Annotated in this window: 16 protein-coding genes and 1 tRNA gene; 9 read left to right on the top strand and 8 right to left on the bottom strand. The window is 64.3% G+C overall.

The genetic code is table 11. The features are described 5' to 3' along the window. Nucleotides 1-111: 111 nt before the first annotated feature. Complete coding sequence (locus VNH11_09190; protein HVA46536.1) at nt 112-1,215, bottom strand: hypothetical protein; 1,104 nt, start codon at nt 1,213-1,215, stop codon at nt 112-114. A 69-nt stretch (nt 1,216-1,284) separates the two neighbouring features. After that, nucleotides 1,285-1,947, bottom strand: coding sequence for a hypothetical protein (locus VNH11_09195; GenBank protein ID HVA46537.1), 663 nt, complete (start codon nt 1,945-1,947; stop codon nt 1,285-1,287). A 972-nt stretch (nt 1,948-2,919) separates the two neighbouring features. On the opposite strand from VNH11_09195, the gene VNH11_09200 reads away from it, so the two are divergent. Both VNH11_09200 and VNH11_09205 read left to right on the top strand, forming a co-directional pair. Next, on the top strand, nt 2,920-5,763 hold the full coding sequence (locus VNH11_09200) for a multiheme c-type cytochrome (GenBank protein HVA46538.1): 2,844 nt from the start codon (nt 2,920-2,922) through the stop codon (nt 5,761-5,763). Beyond that, nucleotides 5,756-7,651 carry a CRTAC1 family protein gene (locus VNH11_09205; GenBank protein ID HVA46539.1) on the top strand — a complete coding sequence of 632 codons (1,896 nt, stop codon included), beginning with the start codon at nt 5,756-5,758 and terminating at the stop codon, nt 7,649-7,651. Before VNH11_09200 ends, VNH11_09205 begins: the two co-directional genes overlap by 8 nt. Nucleotides 7,652-8,007: 356 nt before the next feature. Here VNH11_09205 and VNH11_09210 read toward each other — a convergent pair whose 3' ends face one another. Then, nucleotides 8,008-8,523: a hypothetical protein gene (locus tag VNH11_09210; GenBank protein ID HVA46540.1), complete on the bottom strand. Its 516-nt coding sequence runs from the start codon at nt 8,521-8,523 to the stop codon at nt 8,008-8,010. Between the two features lie 189 nt (nt 8,524-8,712). Between VNH11_09210 and VNH11_09215 the strand changes: the two genes are divergently transcribed. The 5 genes from VNH11_09215 to VNH11_09235 all read left to right on the top strand — a co-directional run bounded on the left by VNH11_09215 (nt 8,713) and on the right by VNH11_09235 (nt 14,103). Continuing rightward, entirely contained in the window at nt 8,713-9,282 is a 570-nt protein-coding gene (locus VNH11_09215) for a flavin reductase family protein (GenBank protein HVA46541.1), read from the top strand. Nucleotides 9,283-9,294: 12 nt separating this feature from the next. Continuing rightward, a complete protein-coding gene (locus VNH11_09220) occupies nt 9,295-9,699 on the top strand; it encodes an NUDIX domain-containing protein (GenBank protein HVA46542.1) in 405 nt (134 codons plus the stop codon). A gap of 351 nt (nt 9,700-10,050) precedes the next feature. Then, nucleotides 10,051-10,123: transfer RNA gene (locus tag VNH11_09225), tRNA-Phe, on the top strand. Nucleotides 10,124-10,132: 9 nt separating this feature from the next. Next, nucleotides 10,133-13,678 carry an AAA family ATPase gene (locus tag VNH11_09230; GenBank protein HVA46543.1) on the top strand — a complete coding sequence of 1,182 codons (3,546 nt, stop codon included), beginning with the start codon at nt 10,133-10,135 and terminating at the stop codon, nt 13,676-13,678. 44 nt (nt 13,679-13,722) lie between these two features. Beyond that, entirely contained in the window at nt 13,723-14,103 is a 381-nt protein-coding gene (locus VNH11_09235) for a hypothetical protein (GenBank protein ID HVA46544.1), read from the top strand. A 401-nt stretch (nt 14,104-14,504) separates the two neighbouring features. On the opposite strand, the gene VNH11_09240 is transcribed toward VNH11_09235, so the two are convergent. The 4 genes from VNH11_09240 to VNH11_09255 form a co-directional block, all read right to left on the bottom strand. Further along, on the bottom strand, nt 14,505-14,825 hold the full coding sequence (locus VNH11_09240) for a hypothetical protein (GenBank protein ID HVA46545.1): 321 nt from the start codon (nt 14,823-14,825) through the stop codon (nt 14,505-14,507). Between the two features lie 63 nt (nt 14,826-14,888). Then, the gene (locus tag VNH11_09245; protein ID HVA46546.1) at nt 14,889-15,479 is read right to left on the bottom strand and encodes a hypothetical protein; all 591 of its coding nucleotides are present in this window, start codon (nt 15,477-15,479) and stop codon (nt 14,889-14,891) included. Beyond that, nucleotides 15,469-15,732, bottom strand: coding sequence for a hypothetical protein (locus tag VNH11_09250; protein ID HVA46547.1), 264 nt, complete (start codon nt 15,730-15,732; stop codon nt 15,469-15,471). Before VNH11_09250 ends, VNH11_09245 begins: the two co-directional genes overlap by 11 nt. A 122-nt stretch (nt 15,733-15,854) precedes the next feature. Next, nucleotides 15,855-16,577, bottom strand: a complete 723-nt coding sequence (locus VNH11_09255; protein HVA46548.1) for a DUF4058 family protein — start codon at nt 16,575-16,577, stop codon at nt 15,855-15,857. A 189-nt stretch (nt 16,578-16,766) separates the two neighbouring features. Between VNH11_09255 and gndA the strand changes: the two genes are divergently transcribed. Then, nucleotides 16,767-18,170: an NADP-dependent phosphogluconate dehydrogenase gene (gene gndA, locus VNH11_09260; protein HVA46549.1), complete on the top strand. Its 1,404-nt coding sequence runs from the start codon at nt 16,767-16,769 to the stop codon at nt 18,168-18,170. Between the two features lie 22 nt (nt 18,171-18,192). Here the strand turns inward: gndA and VNH11_09265 are convergent, their stop codons facing one another. Continuing rightward, the gene (locus VNH11_09265) at nt 18,193-18,462 is read right to left on the bottom strand and encodes a hypothetical protein (protein ID HVA46550.1); all 270 of its coding nucleotides are present in this window, start codon (nt 18,460-18,462) and stop codon (nt 18,193-18,195) included. A 364-nt stretch (nt 18,463-18,826) separates the two neighbouring features. Between VNH11_09265 and VNH11_09270 the strand changes: the two genes are divergently transcribed. Continuing rightward, the gene (locus VNH11_09270) at nt 18,827-23,581 is read left to right on the top strand and encodes a DEAD/DEAH box helicase (GenBank protein ID HVA46551.1); all 4,755 of its coding nucleotides are present in this window, start codon (nt 18,827-18,829) and stop codon (nt 23,579-23,581) included. Nucleotides 23,582-23,651: the final 70 nt, after the last annotated feature.

A 23,651-nucleotide genomic window follows, 5' to 3' on the forward strand; every position in this document is an offset into this window, starting at 1 on the left:
CGACACTTTTGTCGCCGAATTCATGGGGCATCGATCAACCTGCTCGCGCGGTTGGGCGCGCCGGGGGAATGCCAGGCAACGAGGCCGGACCTGCGCGGCGGCGAACCGGGGTCAACGCCTGCCGCCTGCCCGTGGCGGCCTGGCTAACTCGTCGCCGACAGGGCCTGCGACCTGCGACAGCGCGAGAAATGGCCGCACGATTTCTTCGCCAAAGCGCCGCGAAAAGCCAGGGCTGGCGTGAGACAGCAAGTGATGGCTGTCCGAAAAATCGGCGTCGCGACACCACGTCGTGGCGTCGAAGACCGGCACGCGCTCCTCACGTTCAAAGCGGTCCAGATACGATTCGATTTGCTGGCGAGCTTCCGGCGTGTACCAGCTCCGAAACGCCTCGCCTTCGGGCATCAGATAAAATCCAAGGCGAATGCCGCGGCGCCGGGCCACCTCGACGAACTCGCGTAATGCCCGGTCGGCGGTGGCCGTGATGCGAAAGTCCCACAGGGCCGGGGCATATTGACGCCGGGCCTCTTCACGCCGCCGCTCGGTCGACTCCCTGTCCGTCTCGCAGACCAGCGGCAGCCAACCGCAGGCGTCGAGCTCGCGCCAGGCGCCGTCTTGTCGCAGGCGGGTGTCGAGCCAGCCGGGAGATAGCCAGTTCAAGAGCTGAAAGCGGTAGCAAAACGCCGGCGCCAGCCGCAAGCGCGCCCACTGCCGCAGCCATTTCCGCGGCTGCGAGAGATAGCCGCCGACCACCGCCAAATCGTGCCGATCGAGGCTGTCGGGCCGCATCCACTGCTCTTCGCCCCATTCCCCCGGCTCCTGATGCAGCAGCAACGGATGTATCTCGGCCAAAATCCAGCGGGGCGAAATCCGCTGCTGGTGAATACGGTCGAGGAGTTGCAACTGTTGAATCGGTCCATAGCCGGTCAACGCCAGGTTGAACACGAGCGGCGCATCCGACGAGCCTCCCGTCAGAATATCCGCGGGACAAATGCCACTGGCCGACCGCGAGCTGCCGAGGACCAAGAGCAAGGGTGCTCGGGGTCGCGCGGCCAACTGCTCCTTGAGGCGACTGAGCTTGGCACCAAACTCCGGGTCGCGGACCGCAGGACTAAACTCGATCGTCGCCGCCAGGATTGCTTGGACGGCGACGAGCGTCACGCCCGCCCAATACAAGGCGGCGCGGCTGCGCCGGGACGACAACTTCTTCGGGTCCATCAATGCTCGATGCACTGGTCGCGTGAGCGGGAAGATCGGGCCAGAGTATCGAACGGCCCGCTCTCGGCGTCAACGCGAGTTCTCGGCCCTTGGTGGCCTGGTCCGCCGACTGGTGGTCTGTTGGGCCAGATGGCGCTCGGGCGCCCGGCGGACCGTGGCGACTTGCGCTTCGACCTTTTGGCTTGTCTCCGGCTTCTCGTTCTCGGCCAAAGTCGGCGGCAACGCGGGGGCCTGCGGGCCGGCGGAGCCGAGCAGCATGGCTTGGCCCACCGGTTCGGGAGGCGGGGCGTAGCGGCGTTGTCCGCGCAACTCGGGGTGGTGGCTGGCCTTGGCCGCCGTTAGATAAGGGTTGTAGCGAAACGGCCCGAAAAACAACAGGTTGCCGCGACCCACCACGTTGAAACGCCAGTTCGCTCCCCAATAATATCCACGGGGATAGTAGGGGCATCGGCGCACGTAGGTCGAAGGCGGATAGTAGAAGCGATCCATCCAGCGGACGCGAAACGACTGGGGCGTGAGAACCCAGGAAAGTCCGGCCGGATAGGGAGTATAGGGTGCGCTTTCGGTCACTTTGGCGGGAGTGCCCGACGGCGCGGTGGCGGCGTCAGCCGACGGCGCGGCAACGGTCTCATTGCTTATCTCATCAGCGGTTTGCGGTTCGTACTGTTCGGCGGCGCTGGTTCGCAGGGCCATCGTCACCAAAACGGCGCAGCAAAGAGCGGAGAGCTTCATCGTCGTCGGGGCCTCTGAAAAGAACAAGGTCGTACCTTGTATGGCAATCGGTCGAAAATGCCTGTGCATTGGGAGAAGTTGGTTGAACTGACAAACTTTGCCGGAACCGCCTGACCTGCCACAAGCAGGTGCTTCGTCGCCGGCCTCGCCGCCGTAGATCGGCGAGGAAACGGCCGTTTGACGCTGCGCATGGGGCGTCGTAAAATGAAACCCTGGCAGCCTGTAGGTTGCCGCTGCATTTCGGCATTGTTTGTCTTATTCGCGAGCGACGAAGCGTGATTGCTACGCCGCGGTTACTTGCTCTGAGGTTGTCTGTATCCGCTCGGCGAGCGGCGTGGCTCTGTTTTGCCGTGGCTTTGTGCTTGGCCGGGCCATCCCAGGTGGATGCGTCGTGCGGTGACTATGTCATGGTAGGCAGGCACGGCACGACCGTGGACGGACACTTCGCCTCCCCGTCCGATTCGCATACGCCTTTAGCGCCTATGACCCGATGCCGAGGGCCGAACTGTCAGAGGCAGACCCCCGCGCCGACCGCTCCTTCGCGCGGTCTTGTCACGCTACGAACGATCGAGCGTGCCTGCGGGATCAGCACCTCTGACCGGCCAGCACTCGCAACGGCCTGGTTTATGGCCGATCGCACGCTCAAGCCGCTCGACGGTCATCATCTTCCCATCGAGCACCCTCCTCGGCCCCATGGCTAAAACATCGTAAGGTGGGACCAGCGGGCTTGCGAGCGCCGGCCCACCGAGTTGAGGCCTCGGGTTTCAGGCGTCAGGACAAACTACTTGGTGCCTGGTGCCTGACGCAGAACGATGGTAGGCCGGAGCTCGCAAGCTCGCTTTTTCCACCCTACGCCCGCGTGCAATCGTTCCTCCTCAGCTTTATACCAGCCTTCGGGGCCGCGCCAAACGGCGTCGTTGATCCCTTATCCCTCATCCCTCATCCCTCATCCCACTATCCCTCATCGTTGCTATGACCACCGCTTCAACCGCGCCGCCGGAACCACGGCCGGCGCCAAAAAAATATGTCCGCGCAGTCGGTCCGCGACTGCGCAAGCTGCTCTATCTGGTGTTCGCCTTGCTGGCGCTGCTCGGCGCCAACTCGGGCTACCTGGCCAGCATCACCGCCCTGGAAGCCCTCACCGGCCGCACGTATCAGAACTACTTCTATCAATACATGTTTCTGGGGCACCTCATTCTCGGCTTCGTTCTCATCGCCCCCTTCATCGCCTTCGGCTTGATCCACATGCTCAATTCGTGGAGCCGCCGCAATCGCCGCGCGGTGCGCGTGGGCTACGCCTTGTTCGCCGTCTCGATTCTGGTGCTCGTCACCGGCGTGCTGCTGACCCGCGTCGCCGGCCTGTTCGAGCTGAAGCAGCCGCAAACGCGCTGGCTGGTTTACTGGCTGCACGTGGCCTGCCCGTTGGCCGCCGGCTGGCTCTACTGGCTGCACCGCCTGGCCGGCCCGCGCATCAAGTGGAAAGTCGGCTTCGCCTACTCCGGCGTGGTGGGCGTGGTCGTGCTGGCCATGGTCGCGCTGCACGCCCAAGACCCGCGCAAGTGGAACGTGGCCGGACCCAAAGACGGCGAGAAATACTTCAAGCCCTCCGAGGCCATCACGGCCACGGGCAACTTCATCCCTGCCAAAACGCTGATGATGGACAATTACTGCCTGAAGTGCCATCAAGACGCCTTCCAGGGCTGGTTCCACAGCGCACACCACCTCAGCTCATTCAACAACCCGGCCTACCTGGCCAGCGTGCGCGAGACGCGCGAGGTGGCGCTGAAGCGCGACGGCAGCGTGCAAGCCTCGCGTTGGTGCGCGGGTTGCCACGATCCGGTTCCGTTCTTCAGCGGCGCTTTCGACGATCCGAAGTTCGACGTGGTGAAAGACCCCACCTCGCAGGCCGGCATCACCTGCACCGCCTGCCACGCTATCACCAACGTCGACAGCACGATCGGCAATGCCGACTACACCATCGAGGAGCCGATCCATTACCCGTTCGCCTTCAGCGACAACGCCGTGCTGCAATACATCAACAACCAGCTCATCAAGGCCAAGCCGTCGTTCCACAAGAAGACGTTCTTGAAAGATTTTCACAAGACGGCCGAGTTCTGCTCGACCTGCCACAAGGTGAACCTGCCGAAAGACGTGACGCACTACAAAGATTTTCTCCGCGGGCAGAACCATTACGATCCGTACCTGCTCAGCGGCGTGTCGGGGCATGGTGCGAAGAGCTTCTATTATCCCGACAAGGCCAAGACCAACTGCTCCCAGTGCCACATGCCGCTGGAGAAGTCGAACGACTTCGGGGCGAAGCTGTTCGGCGACGCCACGGAGCTGAGCATCCACAGCCATTTCTTTCCGGCGGCCAACACGGCCCTGGCTTGGTTCAACAATGCCCCAGCGGCGATGGCCGCCGAGCGGAAGTTTTTGGAAGGCGTGATGCGGGTCGATATTTTCGGCGTGCGCGAAGGCGGCGGCATCGACGGCAAGCTGATCGCGCCCTTGCGGCCCAAGCTGCCCACGCTCAAACCGGGCCGGCGTTACCTGCTGGAAACGGTGATCCGCACGCTCAAGGTCGGGCATCTTTTTACCCAGGGCACGGTCGATTCCAACGAAGTCTGGGTCGATGTCGCGGTGACCAGCGGCGACCGCGTGATCGGCCGCAACGGCGGCATCGGCGACGACGGCGAAGTCGATCCCTGGTCGCACTTCGTCAACGTGTTCATGCTCGACCGCGACGGCAACCGCATCGACCGCCGCAACCCGCAAGACATCTTTGTGCCGCTTTACAACCACCAGATTCCGCCGGGCGCCGGGCAAGTGGTGCATTATGAGCTGCGGTTGCCCGACGACCTGACGCGGCCGGTGACGATCGAGATGAAGCTGCAATACCGCAAGTTCGACCAGCGGTACCTGGATTACATCACCAAGTCGGCCAAGCCGGGCGACAATCCGATTCGCGGCTACACGCCGGGCCAGCCGTTCCGCAACGATTTGCCGGTGACGACGCTGGCGGTCGATCGCGTGACGCTGCCGGTGGAAGGCGTCGAGGCGAAAACGCAGATCGTCGAGTCAAAGATCGACCCCTGGCAGCGCTGGAACGATTACGGCATCGGCCTATTGTTGGAAGGACAGGGCGGGGCCAAGGGCGAGCTGAAGCAGGCCGAAGAGGCGTTCAATCGCGTGGAGGAACTGGGCCGCTACGACGGGCCGCTCAACCTGGCCCGCGTGTACTTCACCGAAGGGCGGCTCGACGAGGCCGTCGACGCCCTGAAACGGGCGGCCGAATTCACCAGTCCACCCGCACCGAGCTGGACCATGAACTGGCTGAGCGGGCAGATCAATCGCCAGCAAGGCCACTTGGTCGAGGCCGAAAGGAATTTTCGTAGCGTGTTGGAAGAGAAAACGCAGGAGATGATCGACCGCAATTTCGACTTCAGCCTCGACTATGAGGTGATCAACCTGCTGGGGCAAACGCTGTTCGACCTGGCCAAGCAATCGCACGGCCCCAAACGGCAGGCCCAGCGAGAGGCGTATCTGCGGCAAGCGGTCGGAGAGTTCGAAAAGACGCTCACGCTCGACAGCGAGAACGTGGCCGCGCATTTCAACCTGCAGCACCTTTACGCCCAGCTCGGCGAGAAGCAAAAATCGGAAGAGCATCACAAGCTGCACCTGCGGTACAAGTCCGACGACAACGCCGGCGACCGGGCGATGGCGCTGGCCCGCCAAAAGTATCCGGCGGCCAATCACGCCGCCGAATCGGTGGTCGTGTATTCCTTGCACCACCCTACGGAGAACCCGAATGACTGACGAACGTAACGTGACTGGTCCGGACCTCGATCACGACGAGTTGGAACGCGACGACGCGGTTATCGGCCGCGCGTTCCGCTGGTCATTGGCAGTCATTGTGCTCGCCGTCGCGGCCGGAGCCGGCGCCTACTATTATTGGACGCGCAAGTCCGCGCCCCTCGCCGCGGCCGAAAAAGAGCTGGTCGTGGCCAATGTGCGCAAATCGGCCGCGGTCGCCATTCCGCAAGTCCATTTCACTGACGTCACCAGCGAGTCGGGCATCGCGTTCGTCCACGTCAACGGCGCCTATGGCGACAAGCTGCTGCCCGAAACGATGGGCGGCGGCTGCGCGTTCTTCGATTACGACAACGACGGCGACCCGGACTTGCTGCTGATCAACTCGACCTATTGGCCGGGGCATGAGCCGGCCGGTGCGGCCTCGCCCACTTCCGCCCTGTATCGGAACGACGGCCGCGGCCATTTCGACGACGTGACGGCCGAGTCGGGGCTGGGCGTGAGTCTTTACGGCATGGGCGTCGCCGTGGGCGATTACGACAACGATGGCTGGGTCGATGTGTTCCTTTCCGCCGTCGGCCCAAACCGGCTGTTCCATAACGAGAAGGGGACGTTTCGCGAAGTCACCGGGCAGGCCGGCGTGGCCGGCGAAGGCGAATCGTGGAGCACGAGCTGCGGCTGGTTCGATTTCGACAACGACGGCGATCTCGACCTGTTCGTAGCCAACTACGTGCGGTGGAGCAAAGAGATCGACCTGGGGCTGAGCTGCACGCTCAAAGGCGAGGGCCGGGCTTACTGCCGCCCTGACGTGTTCGAGGGATCGTTCCCGTATCTCTATCGTAACGACGGCCAAGGCAAATTCAGCGACGTTTCGTCCGCCTCAGGCGTGCAGGTGACGAACAAAGACACGGGCGTGCCGCTGGCCAAATCGCTGGGAGTGGCCCCGGTCGATCTCGACGGCGACGGCTGGATCGACCTGGTGGTGGCCAACGACACGGTGCAGAACCTCCTGTTTCACAACCAGCGCAACGGCACGTTTCGCGAACGGGGCGCGATCGCGGGCGTGGCCTTCGACCCCGACGGCAAAGCCCGCGGCGCGATGGGCATCGACTGCGCCTGTTTTCGCAACAGCCGCACGCTGGGCATCGCCATCGGCAATTTCTCGAACGAGCCGACGGCCCTCTACGTGACGCAGGGCGAGGTCGTGCCCAGCGAAATGCCGATGTTCATCGACGAAGCGGTGGCCACCGGTCTGGGACCGCCCTCACGCTTGAACCTGAAGTTCGGGTTGTTCTTCTTCGATTACGATCTCGACCGCCGGCTCGACGTGCTTACGGCCAACGGCCACCTGGAAGAAGACATTCAGAAAGTCCAGCAGAGCCAGCATTACGAGCAGCCGCCGCACATGTTCTGGAATTGCGGCAGCGAAGCCGATTCGGAATTCATGCTCGTGCCAGAAGCCAACTGCGGCGACGATTTCTCCCGGCCGCTGGTGGGCCGCGGGGCGACGTATGCCGACATCGACGGCGACGGCGATTTGGACGTGTTGATCACGGCTATCAACAGCCAGCCTCGGCTGTTGCGCAACGACCAGTCGCTTTCGCATCACTGGCTGCGCATGAAGCTTCGCGGCACGCGGGCCAACCACGACGCCATCGGCGCCTGGATCGAGGCCGAGGTGGCCGGCGAGACGCTCGTGCGGCCAGTGATGCCGACTCGCAGCTATCTCTCGCAGGTCGAGTTGCCCGTGACGATCGGCCTGGGCGCTGCGACGAAGGTCGAGCGTCTCACAGTCCGCTGGCCCGATGGCACGCGGCAGGAAGTGCGGGGCGCGGAAATTGATCGGTTGATCGAAGTCGAGCAGGATACCAGCGTGGCGCTGCGGACGAAATGATGCCGTGTGAGCAATTTCTCGAACCACAATGAACACAAAGGGCACCAAGCGATCTCTCGGCTGTCCGAGATATACTTCACGCGGCCGAGAATGAGACATTTTTCCGCGAGCAAAAGCGCTGGCTGGGGCAGAGCTTGGCCAGATAGCGGCTGGCGCCCATCAACGGCATGGCGGCCAAGCGATGCCCCGGTTGGACGCACCGGGGCATCGTCTGGCCGCCGAGATGAACGAAGTGCCAGCCTCCAACCTGGCCAGACTCTGCCCCAGCCACCGCCAATGTCTCATTCTCGGCCGCGTGAAGTGTAGTTGATGCGGTCCGGGCGGCCCTTGAGGAGGCTGACACGGCAGACGCCGCACTAAATCAGCGGTCCGCCCGATTGGATCTCGGCGCCGTTGGCGTGCAGGATGTCGATCGCCTGGTCATAGCGGTCGTCGGAGCGTACGGTCACCACGATGCGGCCGGCCTTGACGGCTTCTTCGTAGTGTTCGGCTTCGTGGCGGCTCATCCCGACCGCAATCAGCGCCCCGACAATCCCGCCGGCCGCGGCTCCCGCGATCGCGCCGGCGAACAAGGTGCTGAGAAAGCCTCCCAGAATCAGTTCGCCCAAAGCGGGCAGCAACTCCACCTCGATGCCGATGGCCCACAGGCCCCCTAATCCCGCGCCAGTCAGAATGCCTCCCAACGCGCCCTCGGAGACCTTTTCGTCGTGCTTCGAAGGTTCCGCGGGAATCTGCGTCACCTCCACGCTGCGTGCTACCAGCCCGATTTGCTGTTCCATAAAACCCGCCTCGCGCAGTTCCTCGACCGCCTGCTGCGCCATGCGAACTTTGTCGAAAACTCCGACGGCCATTTCATGTTGGACCGTGGCCATGCCTGGGACTCCTGAAGTAAATGGAACGTGCGATGAACGGAGATTTGCCGCTCTCATTATACGCCTCGCGTTGGCCCCATAGAAGTAATTCGGCCGCGGATTTCACGGAAGCGGCGAAAAAATAACTTCGCCCGCATGAATGCAACCATGATGCCAACAGACAGCAATTCCGGTAAAATAACGGGAACCATGGACATTTCCGCGGCAAGTCAGCTTTTCAGCCGTACCGATCGGGAGCTTTGGGTCGTCACGTCCTTCGATGGCCGGCGGCGGGGCGGCCTGGTGGCGACGTTCGTCGGCAATGCTTCGCTGGTCGATTCGTTGCCCCGCGCACTGCTGGCCGTGGCGAAGCAACACCACACGTGGCGGTTGATCGAGGCCAGCGACGCTTTTGGCCTGCACCTCATTTCCGCCCGCCAGCTCGACTGGGTCTGGAACTTTGGCATCGGTTCGGGACGCGACCGTGACAAGCTTGCGGGCTATGCGATTGACGACGGCGTGACGGGATCGCCGCTCTTAAGTGAAGCGCTGGGCTGGCTCGATTGCCGCGTTGAAGCCCGGCTCGACGGCGGCGACCGCACCATTTATCTGGCCGAAGTCGTCGCGGCCCGCAACGACGGCAGCGAACCGCCGTTGACCGTGCGCGAGCTGCTCCGCATCGCCCCGGCCGATCGGCTCGCCCAGCTCAAGCAGTTGCGCGAGAGCGACAGCGCGATCGATGCCCAAGCCATCCTGGCCTGGCGAGCCAGCCACCGCTGAAACGGATGTTGTATGGTTGAGTCCGCCGGCGCACTTTTATACCGATTGGGCAAGCACGGCTGGGAAGTGCTGCTCGTCCATCCATCCGGCAACTACAACCGCCGCGCGCCGTGGAGCATTCCCAAGGGCTTGCCGGAGCCGCAAGAAGAGCTCGAAGCCGCCGCGCGACGCGAAGTGATCGAAGAAACCGGTGTGACTTGCGGCGAGTTGGTCGCGATGGGCTCCATCGTGTACAAAAAAAGCCGCAAGCGGGTGCATTGCTTTGCCGGAGCGGCTCCGGACGGCGCCGCGCCGCGTTGCGCTTCGTGGGAAGTCGATTGTGCGGAGTTTGTGCCCTTCGAAGAGGCCCGACAGCGCATCCACCCTGACCAGCAAGAGTTCCTCGATCGGCTGGAAGCCATTCTGAAGCGTCGTTAGTCCGCCTGCCCAGGCGGTCTGGTTGGCCGGTAAAAAATTTGACCGGTCTCGCGCCGCGCGGTATAGTTTTGTTGCTGAAGCGATATAGAGCACTTGCCCAAGTACCAGCCGAGATGTCGATCGCGACTGGGGCGTCAGGGCGTGGCGAAGCCACAAAATCCGGTTCGCCGGAGCGCCGACATCTTTGTGCCTTCGCTTCAGCATTTTTTTTGCGCCCTGTTTGATGCTCCCCGAGCAGCATGAACGTCCGCCCGCTTCGTCTGCCGCGGCCTCGGGGGCGTACTCTTGCTTGCCGTCTTTTTGTCGGTTACTTTGGGCAATGGTCGATAAGCCCTAGAAACCAGGGCACTTGGACAGGTAGCTCAGTTGGTAGAGCAACGGACTGAAAATCCGTGTGTCGCCGGTTCGATCCCGGCCCTGTCCACTGATTCGGATGAAAATCGCACGACTCGATCTCAAGGCTTTCGGGCCGTTCACGGAGGAGGCGCTCGACCTGAGCGCCGGCCAGTGCGGTCTGCACCTCGTCTATGGCCCCAATGAGGCGGGTAAAAGCTCCGCGCTGCGCGCCCTGAAGCAGCTCCTGTACGGCATCCCGCAGCGGACCACCGACGATTTCGTTCATCCCTACGGCAACCTGCGGATCGGCGGAGTGCTGGCCAACGGCGACGGCGGCCGGCTCGAAATCCTTCGCCGCAAGGCCGCCAAAAACGACCTCCGCGGGCCTGACGACAATACCGTCGTCGAATACGGCGCCCTGGGCAAGTACCTGGGTCGCCTCGACCGCGAAACCTTCGAGACCATGTTCGGCCTCGATCATGCCACGCTCGTCCGCGGCGGACGCGAAATCGTCGAAGGCAAAGGTAGCCTCAGCCAAGTGCTGTTCGCCGCCGGATCGGGAATCGCCAACCTCAAGTGCGTGCAGGACCAGCTCGAAAAGGAAGCCGCCGACCTGTTCAGCCCCGCCGCCCGAGCGAAGAACCCGCGCATCAACGCACAACTGACCGATTGGCAAGCCGCCCGAAAAGCCGTGACCGCCGCCCAACTGCCCAGCAGCGAATGGGAACGGCTTGATAAGGCCTGCCGCGAGACGCGCGAGCAATTGGCCAAGACCGAGCAGGAATGGGAACAGGCCCGCATCGAGCACGCCCGGCTGACGCGTCTCCATCAGGCGATTCCGCTCGCCGCCCGCTATAGCGCCGCCACGGCCGAAATCGCCGAGCTGGGTCCCGTACAGATTCTGGCCGATGGCTTTGCCGAGCGACGCCGCGAAACCGCCACGCGGGTGGCCACCGCCTCCAGCGCCGCACGGTCCGCCGCCGAAGCGATCGCCGAGCTCGACGGACAAATCGAAAAGCTGGTCGTGCCCGAAGTTCTCCTGGCCCGCGGAGAGGCCATCGAGCAGCTTGCCAAAGACCTGGGGAGCTATCGCAAGGCGCAGCACGACGCGGGCGGGCTGGTGGCCGGCCGCGAGCAGGTCGAGTCGGACGCGCGCCGCTCGCTCAAGCAGTTGCGGCCCGACCTGACGTTGGCCGACGTCGAACGACTGCGCCTCACGCGGCAGCAACGCGTCGAGATTCAGAACCTTGGGAACAAGCACGGAACGCTCACCACTCAGTGCCAGCAGGCGCGCGAGAACGTCGCCTCGCTCGGCCAGCGGCTGGCGGCCACCACCGACGAGTTGGCCGGGCTGCCGCCGCCACGCAACGCCGATCTGCTCAAAAGCGTGCTGCGTCGGGCGCAGAGCGAGAGCCGCATCGAAGAAGAGCGGGCTGAGGCGAGTGCCGAGCTGTCCAGGCTCGAAACTCAGGCAGCGGGGGCGCTGTCTCGACTCAACCTGTGGCGCGGAACGCTCGAAGTCTTGGAGACGCTGGCCGTGCCGTCCGTCGAGACGATCGACGCCTACGAGACCCGACTGGCCGAAACGGACCGCCAGGTGACCGCCCTGGCTGAACAAACCGCGAAGCTCGAAGCCAGTCGCGATCAGTTCGATCGCCAGATGCGGCAGGTGACCGAACAGGGCGTTCCGCCCAGCGAAGCGGCCCTCGACGATGCCCGGCAACGCCGAGACGAAGGATGGCGTCTCGTCCGGCGTGCCTGGCTGGAAGGCAGCCTCGATTCGGCCGAGGCCGGTTTATTCGCGGGCCGCAACGTCGGGCCGGACGGTCTGGCCGATGCGTTCGACCAATCGCTCCGGCAGACCGACGAGATCGCCGATCGGCTGCGCCACGAGGCCGATCGCGTGGCCGCGCGGGCCACACTGGCGGCGCAGCGGCAGGCGTGCCTCGATGAGCTATCGAAGATCGCAACGGCGAAGGAGATGGCGGTTGAGGCGCGCGAGGCCGTGGCCGCCGAGTGGCAATCGCTTTGGCGGCCGTTGGGCATCGAGCCGCAGTCGCCCCGCGAAATGCGCGGCTGGCAGCGGCGGCAACAAAGTTTGCTCGAGCAGGCCGAGAAGATTCGCAAGCAGAAGACCGACGTCGACGCGTTCGATTCGCGTACGGCCAAGTGCCGGCAGGAACTCGATCGAGCCCTGGCCGCGTTGAATGAGCCGACGGCGCAACCGGGCGAAACGCTGGCGGCCCAGCTCGAACGCGGGCAGCTTCTGGCCGAGCAGATCGACGCGGCGGCCGCGCGCCATGCTCGCTTGACGGACGAAGCGGCGACGCTGGGACGGCAGCTCGAAGCCGAGCGCCCAAAAGCCGCCGCCGCCGAGCGCGAGCTGTCGGCCTGGACGGCACGCTGGTCTTCGGCCGTGGCGGCCTTGGGCTTGTCGGCCGACGCCACGCCGGCCCAGGCCAACGAGGTGCTGGCCCAGCTCGACGCGCTGTTTGATCAACTCACCGACGCGGACCGCTTTCGCCAGCGGATCGAGGGCATTGCCCGTGAGGCGGAGGAATTCGGGTGCCAGACCCGATCGTTGCTGGAAAGCCTCGGCAAAGCGGAATTGTTCGGTCGCATGAGTGCCGACCAGGCGGCCGACGCGGTGCTGGCCGACTACCGCCGGGCGACGGAAGACCGCGGACGTTTGGAGACGCTGCGCAAGCAACGCCAGAAACACGCGGCGGCGCTGGCCGACGCGAAGCAAATCGCGGCCCTGTCGCGTGCGGAGCTGGCATCGCTGTGCCAAGAGGCGAATTGCGACTCGGCCGACCGCCTGCCGGATCTGGAGGCGCGCTCGGCGCGGGCCAAGAAGTTGCACGCGCAGCAGCGAGACCTGTACGAGCAGCTTGTCGTTTCCAGCGGTGGCGTGCCACTGGCCGATTTTTTGGCCGAGATCGCCTGTATTGAGCCGGACGGTTTGCCCGACAAGATTCAGCAATTGGGCGAGCGCGTGTCGTCGCTCGATGCGCGGCGGATCGAGCTGTCGAATGCCGCGGCGCTCCACGGCAAGGAGATGGCCGACATGGACACCAGCGCGGCGGCGGCCGAGGCGGAGGAGTTGGCGCAGAGTCTGGCGGCGACGATTGCCGGCGACGTCGAGAGCTATGTCCGGCTGCGTTTGGCCTCGGCCGTGCTCCGCGAGGCGATCGAGCGCTATCGCGAGAAGAACCAGGGGCCGGTTTTGCAGCGGGCCAGCCGGTTGTTTGCCGAGTTGACGGTCGGCTCGTTCTCCGGCCTGCGGGCAGACTACGACGATCGCGACGAGGCGGTATTGGTGGGCATTCGTGCCCGTGACGGCCGCACGGTGACGGTCGACGGCATGAGCGACGGCACGGCCGACCAGCTTTACCTGGCGTTGCGCTTGGCGAGCCTGGAGACGTATCTCGACGAGCACGATCCCGTGCCGCTGGTGGTCGACGACATTCTCATCAACTTCGACAACCGGCGTTCGCTGGCCACGCTGAAGGTGTTGGCCGACCTTTCGCAGCGCACGCAGGTGGTGTTCTTCACCCATCACGAGCATCTCGTGACATTGGCCGAAGAACACCTGCCGACGGAAGTGGTCTTTACGCATCGATTGGGACAGTCCAATCCGTAGGGTGGGACCAGCGAGCTTGCGAGTGCCGGCCCACCACAGCGCTCATGGTGGGCCGGCGCTCCCAAGCTCGCTCACTGTGCTACATTGACAAAGGGTCGATTTTCTTGCATAACAATTATGCGGTTTCGTTGGATGAAGAAAAATACTGGGAGATGACGGCGGGCGAACTGGCGGCGGCAACGAAACAGTTCGACGAACCTCTGGCCGCGGATCAATCGCGCCCACTGACTGCCGAGGAACGCAAACAGTGGAAGCGCGTCAAGACGCTGGGCCGTCCGAAAGTCGGGCAAGGACATCAGCGCATTTCAGTGAGCCTCGAAAAGGGATTGCTAAAGCGGGCCACGGCGCTCGCCAAGAAGCGGCGAGTGAGCCGTTCCAAGCTCGTGGCTCTCGCGCTGGAACAAGCGATTGCGAGGCAATCGTAAGAGCGTCACGCTCGCTAACCCGCATCCTAGTGTCGTCGTACGGCCGCCGCAATGGCGGCAACGATCGCCGTAATCGCAGCCCACTCAGTTATCGCCATCGCATGATGAAATGAACCGACCGGCACGAACGGGGCACCAACTGCTGAACCGGCAGCCGCTCCTCTTTTGCCATATTTCCCGCTACGGTTTTCTTCCGCCACGCCTTGTTGCAAGACTCCCCCTGCGAGACCAAGGATAGCGCCGTCTACGCCGCCCATGAACGCCCCCTCGGCGACGGCCAATGCGCCATGGTAATGGATGGCCGCGAAGACGCGGGCAACCGCCGAAGTTATTGCGAGAATCCCGTGTATGGAGAACTGGAGCCTAGTGGTCATGTTTCCTCGCCCGGAGACGCATCCGGGCTATGCAGGCCGTCTTCGCAGGCGCTTGGGCGAGGCACGGCCGTTTTCGACCTTCAGCTCGGTCACCAGCAGGAGATCGAGAATACTGAAGGAGTCGTCCTCGTGCTGAACGACAATCGTCCGGCCACTGGGAGAACGCGACAGAAAATCGGGATGCGGCACACGCACTCTTCTGCCGTCCGCCATGTAAATCGTGAATGGCCGGAAAGGAATCGCGCGATGCAGACTTTGAAGCTGTTCTATGGTCATGGTTCCGCTTGCCTCACCAAAGGTAAAGGTATCGTCTTCAATGAGTCTACTATGCCAAGAATCGTCAATCAATTCACCGTTACTCACGGGCAGGCAAGGCCAGACGGCCGCTTTTTGCGCGTCCCGTACTCGCCCTTACGCGGGTAATTCCTCGCCCGGAAATGTTTCGTGCCAGGCCTCCCGCAAGCCGTCCGCCACGGACAGCGTGTCGGCCCAGCTTCGTAAATAGGCCCAATCGAGGTTCTCGCGCTGCAGGCGGATCAGCGACGCGCAATCGACGCGGTCGATGATTCGTCCCGCCAGCAGCTTGTGCAGAATCAGATCTTCGCAGGCCAGAACAAACACCGGAACGTTTAACCCCGCAAGTTGCTGCGGCACACGCCGCGCGAGCGCCTGAAGCTGATAGGGGCATTCGGCCAGCAGCAAATCGACTTGCAGATCCATAAAGGCGTCGGGCGGCTCGTACACGCACTGGATCAGCCGCAAGCGGCCCAGGCTGGTGACGGCCGGTTGCCGCCGTGGCCGGACGCCCGCCGCGCGAAGCTCCGCCAGCAACTCATCGACGCTCCTTCCTTCGAGGCCGACCAGCAGGTCGACGTCGCGCGTGGCCCGGACGTACTTCCAGGAGGCCAGCGCGATGCCGCCCATCACGGCCATCGTCATCCGCGCGGCGTCGAGCGTGCGCCAGACATGTCCCAGCGCGTTCAAGAGTACGTCAGCGACCATCGTCCTTCCATGCGTCATCGAGCCGCTGGAGCATGCGAAACATCGCCTGGTCGTGCTCATCCATCTGCTGCCAGTACCAGCGGCGATAGGCGGCCATCACGTCGCCCTCGGGTCCGACCTCGCGCCGCAAGGCGGAGAGCAAAAACTCGTCGCAGGCGTTCATCAAATCGATCCACATCTCGACGCACTGCGAAGCCGTCGCGCCCTCCGGCACGCGGGCAGCAAGATCGGCAGGAGAAAGGGGTTCGGGCATGATGCCGCGTCCGCGGGCTGTTTTTTGGCATTATACCCCACGCGGCCAACAAAGAGACCTTTAACCGCGAGCAAACCTCGGTACCTGGGGACCTCCGGTCCTTCCTTCTGAGCGGACCGTCGTCATTCCAAGCGGCTGCGCCGGCAGGCCTCGCTGTACGTTTCGTCCAGATCGACGGGCACGACACCGGCGTTGCGCAGGCCCAGTGGCAGCGTGGGCAGGGCGTCGCCCAAGGAAAGAGGCCGGGGCCAGATCTCGATCTGGTCGCCAGCCGCTTGGCGTGACGGGCGATAGGCCGCCGCGTAGGTCGTGACGGCCGGGTCGAGCAAGAACGGCGCGGCCTGGCCGAGCAAGGCAACCAGCTCATTGTGCAGGTTGGCCAGTCGGTTCGTCACGATGTCGACGACGATCAGCCCGACGCCGCGCGTCAGGTAGGTCGCGCACTTTGCCGCGAAGGCCCGCCGCGTTTCCTGCCGGTCCTTGTTGTCGGGGCTGACCAACTCAATGGCGCCGACCAGCGTGGCGCCGGTGGCCGTGGCGAACACCTGCACCTCGATGTCGTCGGGGAACACGGCCGGCAGAACGAGATTGGTCGCCGGCGGCGTCCAAACGGGCGCCACTGCCGCGGTCGTTCGGCCACGGTTCGCCGCTTCCGACCCGCGTTCTTCGAATGCCGCCACATCGACCTCGACCTGGCTGCCGATATGCACTTGCATATCCGCGAAGAACTCCTCGCCGAGGACGTCGCGATTCAGCTTTTCGACCAGCGCCGCGGCCCACAGGCCGTGAAAGCCTTCCCAACTGCGTCGTTGGCTGATCGGTGGATGGAAATGGTCTAATAGCATTAGCTTGCCGTAATGACGGCGCTCGAAGGTCCACCACGCCGCTTCTCTTCAGGATACTATCGAGCGCTCTGGGCGGCAATTCGACGCGGTCGAAAGCGGTGGCAGCACTTATGCTTCTGGCCCGATTTCCGCTACAATCGCGGTGGCCCAGAACCAATGGCAAAGGCGTGACAATCAAGGAGCGCAAACATGGATATCGCGATGGTGGGTTTAGGGGTCATGGGCCGCAATCTGGTCCTGAATATGGCCGATCACGGCTTCTCGGTGGTCGGCTACGACCGTGATGAGAGCAAGGTCGCGGCACTGAAACAGGAAGGCGCCGGCAAAAAGGTCGAGGCCGTTTCCAACCCGGACGACCTGGTGGCCAAGCTCACGAAGCCCCGCGCGGTGATGATGCTGGTGCCGGCGGGCAAGCCCGTCGATTCGGTCATCCGCGATATGCTGCCGCGGCTGGCGGCGGGCGATTTTTTGATCGACGGCGGCAACTCGCACTTCACCGACACCGACCTGCGGGCCAAGACGCTGGCGGACAAGGGCCTCCAGTTCATCGGCGTGGGGATTTCGGGCGGCGAGCAGGGCGCCCGGCACGGACCGAGCATGATGCCCGGCGGCGATCCGAAATCGTATGAGCGCGTGCGGCCGATTTTCGAGGCCTGCGCGGCCAAGGTGGGCGGCGAGCCATGCGTGGCGCACCTCGGTCCCGGCTCGGCCGGCCACTATGTGAAGATGGTCCACAACGGCATCGAATACGGCCTGATGCAGCTCATCAGCGAGACCTATGCCCTGATGAAGCTCGGCCTGGGGCTCAGCGACGACGAGCTGCACGAAGTTTACGACGAATGGAACCGCGGCGAGTTGAGCTCGTTCCTGCTCGAAATCACGGCCAATATTTTCCGCCAGGTCGACGACAAGACCGGCAAGCGGTTGGTCGACGTCATCCTCGACGCCGCCAAGCAAAAAGGGACCGGCATGTGGACTTCGCAGGACGCCATGTCGCTGCAAGTGCCGACGCCCACGATCGACATCGCCGTCTCCATGCGCGACTTGTCGTCGATCAAGAGCGAACGCCAGACGGCCAGCCGGGTTTTGCGCGGTCCGTCGCAGAAGCTGGCAAAAGACCGCACGACGTTCGTGAAACAGCTTCGCGGCGCGCTCTATGCCAGCATGGTGCTGACCTACGCGCAGGGCATGTCGCAGCTTCGCCGCGCCTCGGAGGCGTACGGCTACGGCCTGGACCCGGAAACGGTCGCCCGCATTTGGCGGGGAGGGTGCATCATCCGCGCCGCGCTGCTCGAAGACATCCGCCGCGCGTTCAAGACGAAGCCCGATCTGTCGAATCTGCTGCTCGATCGGTCGCTCGGCGAAGCGGTGATGAAGCGCCAAGACGACTTGCGGGCCGTCTGCTGTGCGGCGGCCGAAGCGGGAATCGCCGCGCCGGGCATGATGGTGTCGCTGGGCTACTTCGACGGCTACCACAGCGAGTGGTTGCCCGCCAACCTCATCCAGGCCCAGCGCGACTGCTTTGGCGCCCACACCTACGAACGAGTCGATGAGAAGGGAACATTCCACACCGAGTGGCGCGTGAGCGAGTAGCAGCGGCCAGAGGTCATCCGCTTCAGGCGGCCATCCGCTGCGGCTCGGTCTCGTTGAAGAGATTGAGGGTGCAGACCATGTTGCCGTCGTCGTCGTAGAACTGCACCAGCCCGGCGTCGACCAGCCACATGGCAAAGTAGCCCTCGGTCTGGTACGAGCGGCCACGGTACGTGCCTTCGTTGATCAGAATGGTCTCGTTCACATCGTCGACCAGATCGTCGTCGATACCGAGATCCTCGAAGGTCTGCTTGACGAGTTGACGAACTTCGGTCGCAAGCGGAACCACGCGCATCGGGGCAACCTCCTGTTGCTGATTAGGGACCGGCTTCCTGCCGGCTGTCGGGTCGGTAATCGTACCGACGGGCCGGCAATCCGTGAAGACCGTTTTTTCCTCGTAGCATGCTTTCTATCGGAGAATCGTGCTCCCCTAGTTTTTCCATTCCACCCGACCCACGCGCACCGGGCAAATCCGGTAAAGTTTGACAGGGCAGAAGGGTTCTGAACCCTGAACCCTGAACCCTGAACCCTGAACCCTGAACCCTGAACCCTGAACCCTGAACCCTGAACCCTGAACCTTCTTCTCCCCACTTGGAATCCGACCCCGCGGACCCTATCCTTCAGATGTAGCGCCTTCGCACCTGTCGCCCGACGCCTTTATGACCTTCCTGTCGACGCTCTTTCACCCGCTCACGGCCGAATGGTTTGCCGGCCGTTTTGGCGAGCCAACCGAGGCCCAGCGGCTCGGCTGGCCGGAAATTGTGGCCGGCCGACATACGCTCATCGCCGCCCCCACCGGTTCGGGCAAGACGCTGGCCGCGTTTCTGGTCTGCATCGACCGCTTGGTGCGGCAGGCGGCCGAGGGGACGCTGGCCGACGAGACCCAGGTGGTCTACATCTCGCCGCTCAAGGCCCTGTCGAATGATATCCACCGCAACCTGGAAGTGCCGCTGGCCGAGATCATGGCCCGCGCGCGGGCGGCGGGAATCGAACTGCCCCCCTTGCGGGTCATGGTGCGCACGGGTGATACCCCGGCCAGTGCCCGGCAGGCAATGGTGCGGCGTCCGCCACACATCGTCGTGACCACGCCCGAATCGCTGTATCTGTTGCTGACATCGGCCAAAGGTCGCGAGATGCTGCGCAGCGTGCGGACGGTGATCGTCGATGAAATCCACGCCTTGGCCCGCGACAAACGCGGCTCGCATCTGGCACTGTCGCTGGAGCGATTGGCGGCCCTTTGTCCGCAACCGCCCACGCGAATCGGCCTCTCGGCCACGCAACGCCCGATCGATGAGATTGCCCGTTTCCTGGTCGGCACCCGGAACGTGGAAGCCGCCTCGGCATTGAGCGACGGCCGACCGGCCTGTCAGATTATCGACGCCGGGCACCTACGCTCGCTCGATCTGGGCATCGAGGTGCCGCCGAGCGATCTTTCGGCCGTCTGCTCGCACGAAACCTGGGATGAAATCTACCGGCGGCTGGCCGAGTTGGTCGGCACGCACCGCAGCACGCTGGTGTTCGTCAACACGCGGCGCATGGCCGAGCGCGTGTCGTTCCGCCTGCGCGAGCTGCTCGGCGAGGAAGCGGTGGCCAGTCATCACGGCAGTCTCGCCAAAGAAACCCGACTGGCGGCCGAAAAGAAGCTGCAAACCGGGCAGCTCAAAGCCATCGTCGCCACGGCCTCGCTCGAACTGGGCATCGACGTGGGCTATATCGACCTGGTCTGCCAGATCGGCTCGCCGCGCTCGATCGCCACCTTTCTGCAACGGGTAGGACGGGCCGGGCACTCCCTCCGCGGCACGCCTCGCGGCCGGCTCTTTCCGCTCACGCGAGACGAATTGATGGAGTGTTGTGCCTTGGTGCGCGCGGTACGCGAGCGACGGCTCGACCAGATCGAAATCCCACGAGCCCCGCTCGATATTCTGGCCCAGCAGATCGTGGCCACGGTGGCTGCCGAGGAATATGGCGAAAACGAGTTGTTCGAGTTATGTCGGAGAGCATGGCCCTATCATGATCTGACGCGTCAAGAGTTCGACGCGGTGGTCGAGATGTTGAGCGAAGGCATCGGTCGCGGATCTCGGCAGGGGGCCTACCTGCACCGCGACCGGGTTCACGGCCGCCTGCGTGCCCGACGCTCGGCGCGGCTGGCGGCGATCACCTCCGGCGGGGCGATTCCCGAAACGGCCGACTATCGGGTGGTGACCGCCGAAGACCGAACGTTCGTGGGCACGGTGAACGAAGACTTCGCCATCGAAAGCCTGCGCGGCGACGTTTTTCTGCTGGGCAATACGTCGTGGCGGATCGTATACGTTCGCAGCGGTGAAGTGGTGGTGGAAGACGCACACGCCGCGCCGGCCACGATTCCCTTCTGGCTGGGCGAGGCGCCGGGCCGCACGATTGAGTTGTCGGCGGAGATTTCGTCGTTGCGCGAAGAGTTGGCGCGGCGGCTGGCAGGCACGAATGAGGCGAGCGGGAGGCGTGAGGATGTAGGGTGGGACCAGCGAGCTTGCGAGCGCCGGCCCACCGTAATCGACGTCGCCAACGGTGGGCCGGCGCTCGCCAGCTCGCTGGTCCCACCCTACGACGGAGCGCTTGCCCCACCCTACGACGACTCTGTAGGGAACGCCCTCCGTGGCGTTCCTGGCGAACCGAACGATCTCCCAAGCCCCGCCTCGCGGAACGCCACAGAGGGCGTTCCCTACAGAGTGGCGGCGGACGCAGACGGTGTTTCCGCCAAGGAGGACGCCGTTGCCTGGCTGGAGGCCGCCTGCGGCGCCAGCCGGCACGCCGCCGAGCAGGCCGCGGCCTACGTGGATGCCCAGTTGACGGCCGTGGGAATGGTGCCCACGCAACGCCAGATCGTCTTCGAGCGGTTCTTCGACGAGTCGGGCGGCATGCAGTTGGTCATCCATTCGCCCTACGGTGCCCGAATCAACCGGGCCTGGGGCCTGGCCCTGCGAAAGCGTTTTTGCCGCAGCTTCGATTTCGAGTTGCAGGCCAGCGCCGACGACAACGGCATCGTCCTCTCGCTTGGTCCCCAGCACAGTTTTGCCATTGAGCAATTGTTCAAGATGCTCAATCAGCAAAACGCCGAGCAGATGCTAGTGCAGGCCCTGCTGGCGGTGCCGATGTTCCGCATCCGCTGGCGTTGGAACGCCACGCGGGCTTTGGCCGTGCTGCGGCAACGAGGCGGCAAGAAGGTGCCTCCGCCGTTGCAGCGGTTCCGTGCCGATGACCTGCTGACGGCCGTCTTTCCGGCCCAGACGGCGTGTCAGGAAAACGTGACCGGCGACATCGAAGTGCCCGATCATCCGCTGGTCAATCAGACGGTTTACGATTGCCTGCACGAGGCGATGGATTTCGACCGCTGGCTGGATCTGCTGGGCGAGATCGAGGCGGGCCGGACGCAACTTGTCGCCAAAGACACTTACGAGCCTTCGCCGTTCAGTCACGAGATTCTCAACGCCAATCCTTATGCGTTCCTCGACGACGCTCCGCTGGAAGAACGTCGGGCACGTGCCGTCGCCACGCGGCGGACGCTGGAAAAAGGCGATTGGAGCGATCTTGGCCGGCTCGATCCCGATGCGATCGAGCGAGTGAAGGCCGAAGCCTGGCCCGTGGTGCGCGATGCCGACGAATTGCACGACTGCCTGCTCTCGCACGCCGCTTGGCCGGCGGCCGACGGCGAGCCGTGGCGGCACTGGTTCGACGAACTGGTGGCCGCCGGACGTGCCACACGTGCGGTGCGAAATACAGCCGCGGCACTCCCTGACGGGGAGCAAACAAGCCCGGCACTTCATGACGCGAACGCGGCCGTTGCCGAGGGCAACGGCCATTCTCCGCCACGGAGTGTCGGAGCTACCTTGGAACTTTGGGTCGCGGCCGAACGCTGGTCGCTTGTGAAGGCCGTTCTGCCCGATGCCGTGCCGGATCCGGCATTGAACCTGCCCGATGCTATGCGAACCGAACACGAATCGGCGGCGGCTTCCGTGGAGCTTGTGCGGGGACAGGTCGCTTGCCGCGGTCCGGTGACGGCCGAGACAATCGCGAAACGCTTGGGCCTGCCGATCGAACGAATCGCCGCGGCGTTGGAAGCGCTTGAAGGAGAAGGCGCGGTCTTGCGCGGACGTTTTACGCCCGACGGCGACGGCCATGAATGGTGCGATCGTCGGTTGCTGGCCCGCATTCATCGCCTGACTCTGACGAGTGCCCGCGAGCGAGTGCAGCCGGTCGAGCCGGCCGTTTTCTGGCGCTTTCTGCTGGCGCACCAGCACGTGTTGGCCGACAAGAACCTGCGCAGCCGGTTCGGCTTGCGCGAGGCGATCGGTCAGTTGCAGGGCTTTCAGACTCCGGCCGGCGCGTGGGAGCGCGATCTGCTGCCGGGCCGGCTGCTCGACTACGACCCGGCCTGGCTCGACGAGCTATCGCTGGGCGGCGAGGTGTCGTGGGGCCGCTTGCAGCCACCGCGCGTCGGCGACGACCGCAAGCCGCGTCCGCGCGTGCTGCACCGTGCGGTGCCGATTGCCATCGTTTCGCGGACCAACTTGGAGTGGCTGCTGCCGATCGACCGGGCCGAGGCGATCGAACTGGCCAGCGGCAATGCGCGGCAGGTGCTCGAAACACTCTCGTCGCGCGGGGCATTGTTCCGTGCCGACTTGATGCCGCTCACCGGTCTGTTGGCGACGCAGCTCGACGAAGTGTTGGGCGAGCTGGCCGCGTTGGGCCTTGTGACCGCCGACGGCTACTCGGCGATTCGCTCGCTCGTCACGCGCGAACAACACCAGCAAGGCCGGCGCGGCCGACGCTCGCGCAACGGCTCCGCGGCCTATCCGGGCGGCGGCCGCTGGTCGCTCTTTCCCGGCTCGTTGCCGCGCGTCGAGCCCGCGCAGCGCGCCGAGCATTGGGCCAAGCTCTTGCTATGGCGCTACGGCGTGATGTTTCGCGATCTGTTGGCCCGCGAGGGCGCCGCTCCCGCCTGGGGCGAACTGGCGGGCGTCTATCGCCGCTGGGAGGCCCAAGGCCGGGTGCGGGGCGGGCGGTTTGTGTCGGGCGTGGCGGGCGAACAGTATGCCCTGCCGGACGCGGTCGAGGAGCTCCGCCGCCTGCGCGACGCCGGCCCCTCGCAGAAGTGGACGGTGATTTCGGCCGCCGATCCCTTGAACCTGGCGAGCATCCTCACTTCCGGCCCTCGCGTGACGGCCAAGACCCGCGGCGCGCTGGCCCTCATCGACGGCCGGCTCGTGGCGGTGCAGCAGACCGGCCAGACCGAGTTTCGCGAACCGCTTGCGGCCGACCTGACCGCGGAGATCACCCGTGCCCTTCGCGTCAGCACGATCGTTCGCCGCCGTCACGCGGCCGGCGAATATGCCGGCATGCAGCCCAGAGTCGGCGTGCGAGCTCAGTCACGCCGGTAAGCGTAGAGGAACGGTTGACGCCGACCAGAGGCCATTCAACAATACGGTTGTCAGCTTAAAAAACGAGGTT

Source organism: Pirellulales bacterium, assembly GCA_035533075.1.
Lineage (GTDB): Bacteria > Planctomycetota > Planctomycetia > Pirellulales > JAICIG01 > DASSFG01.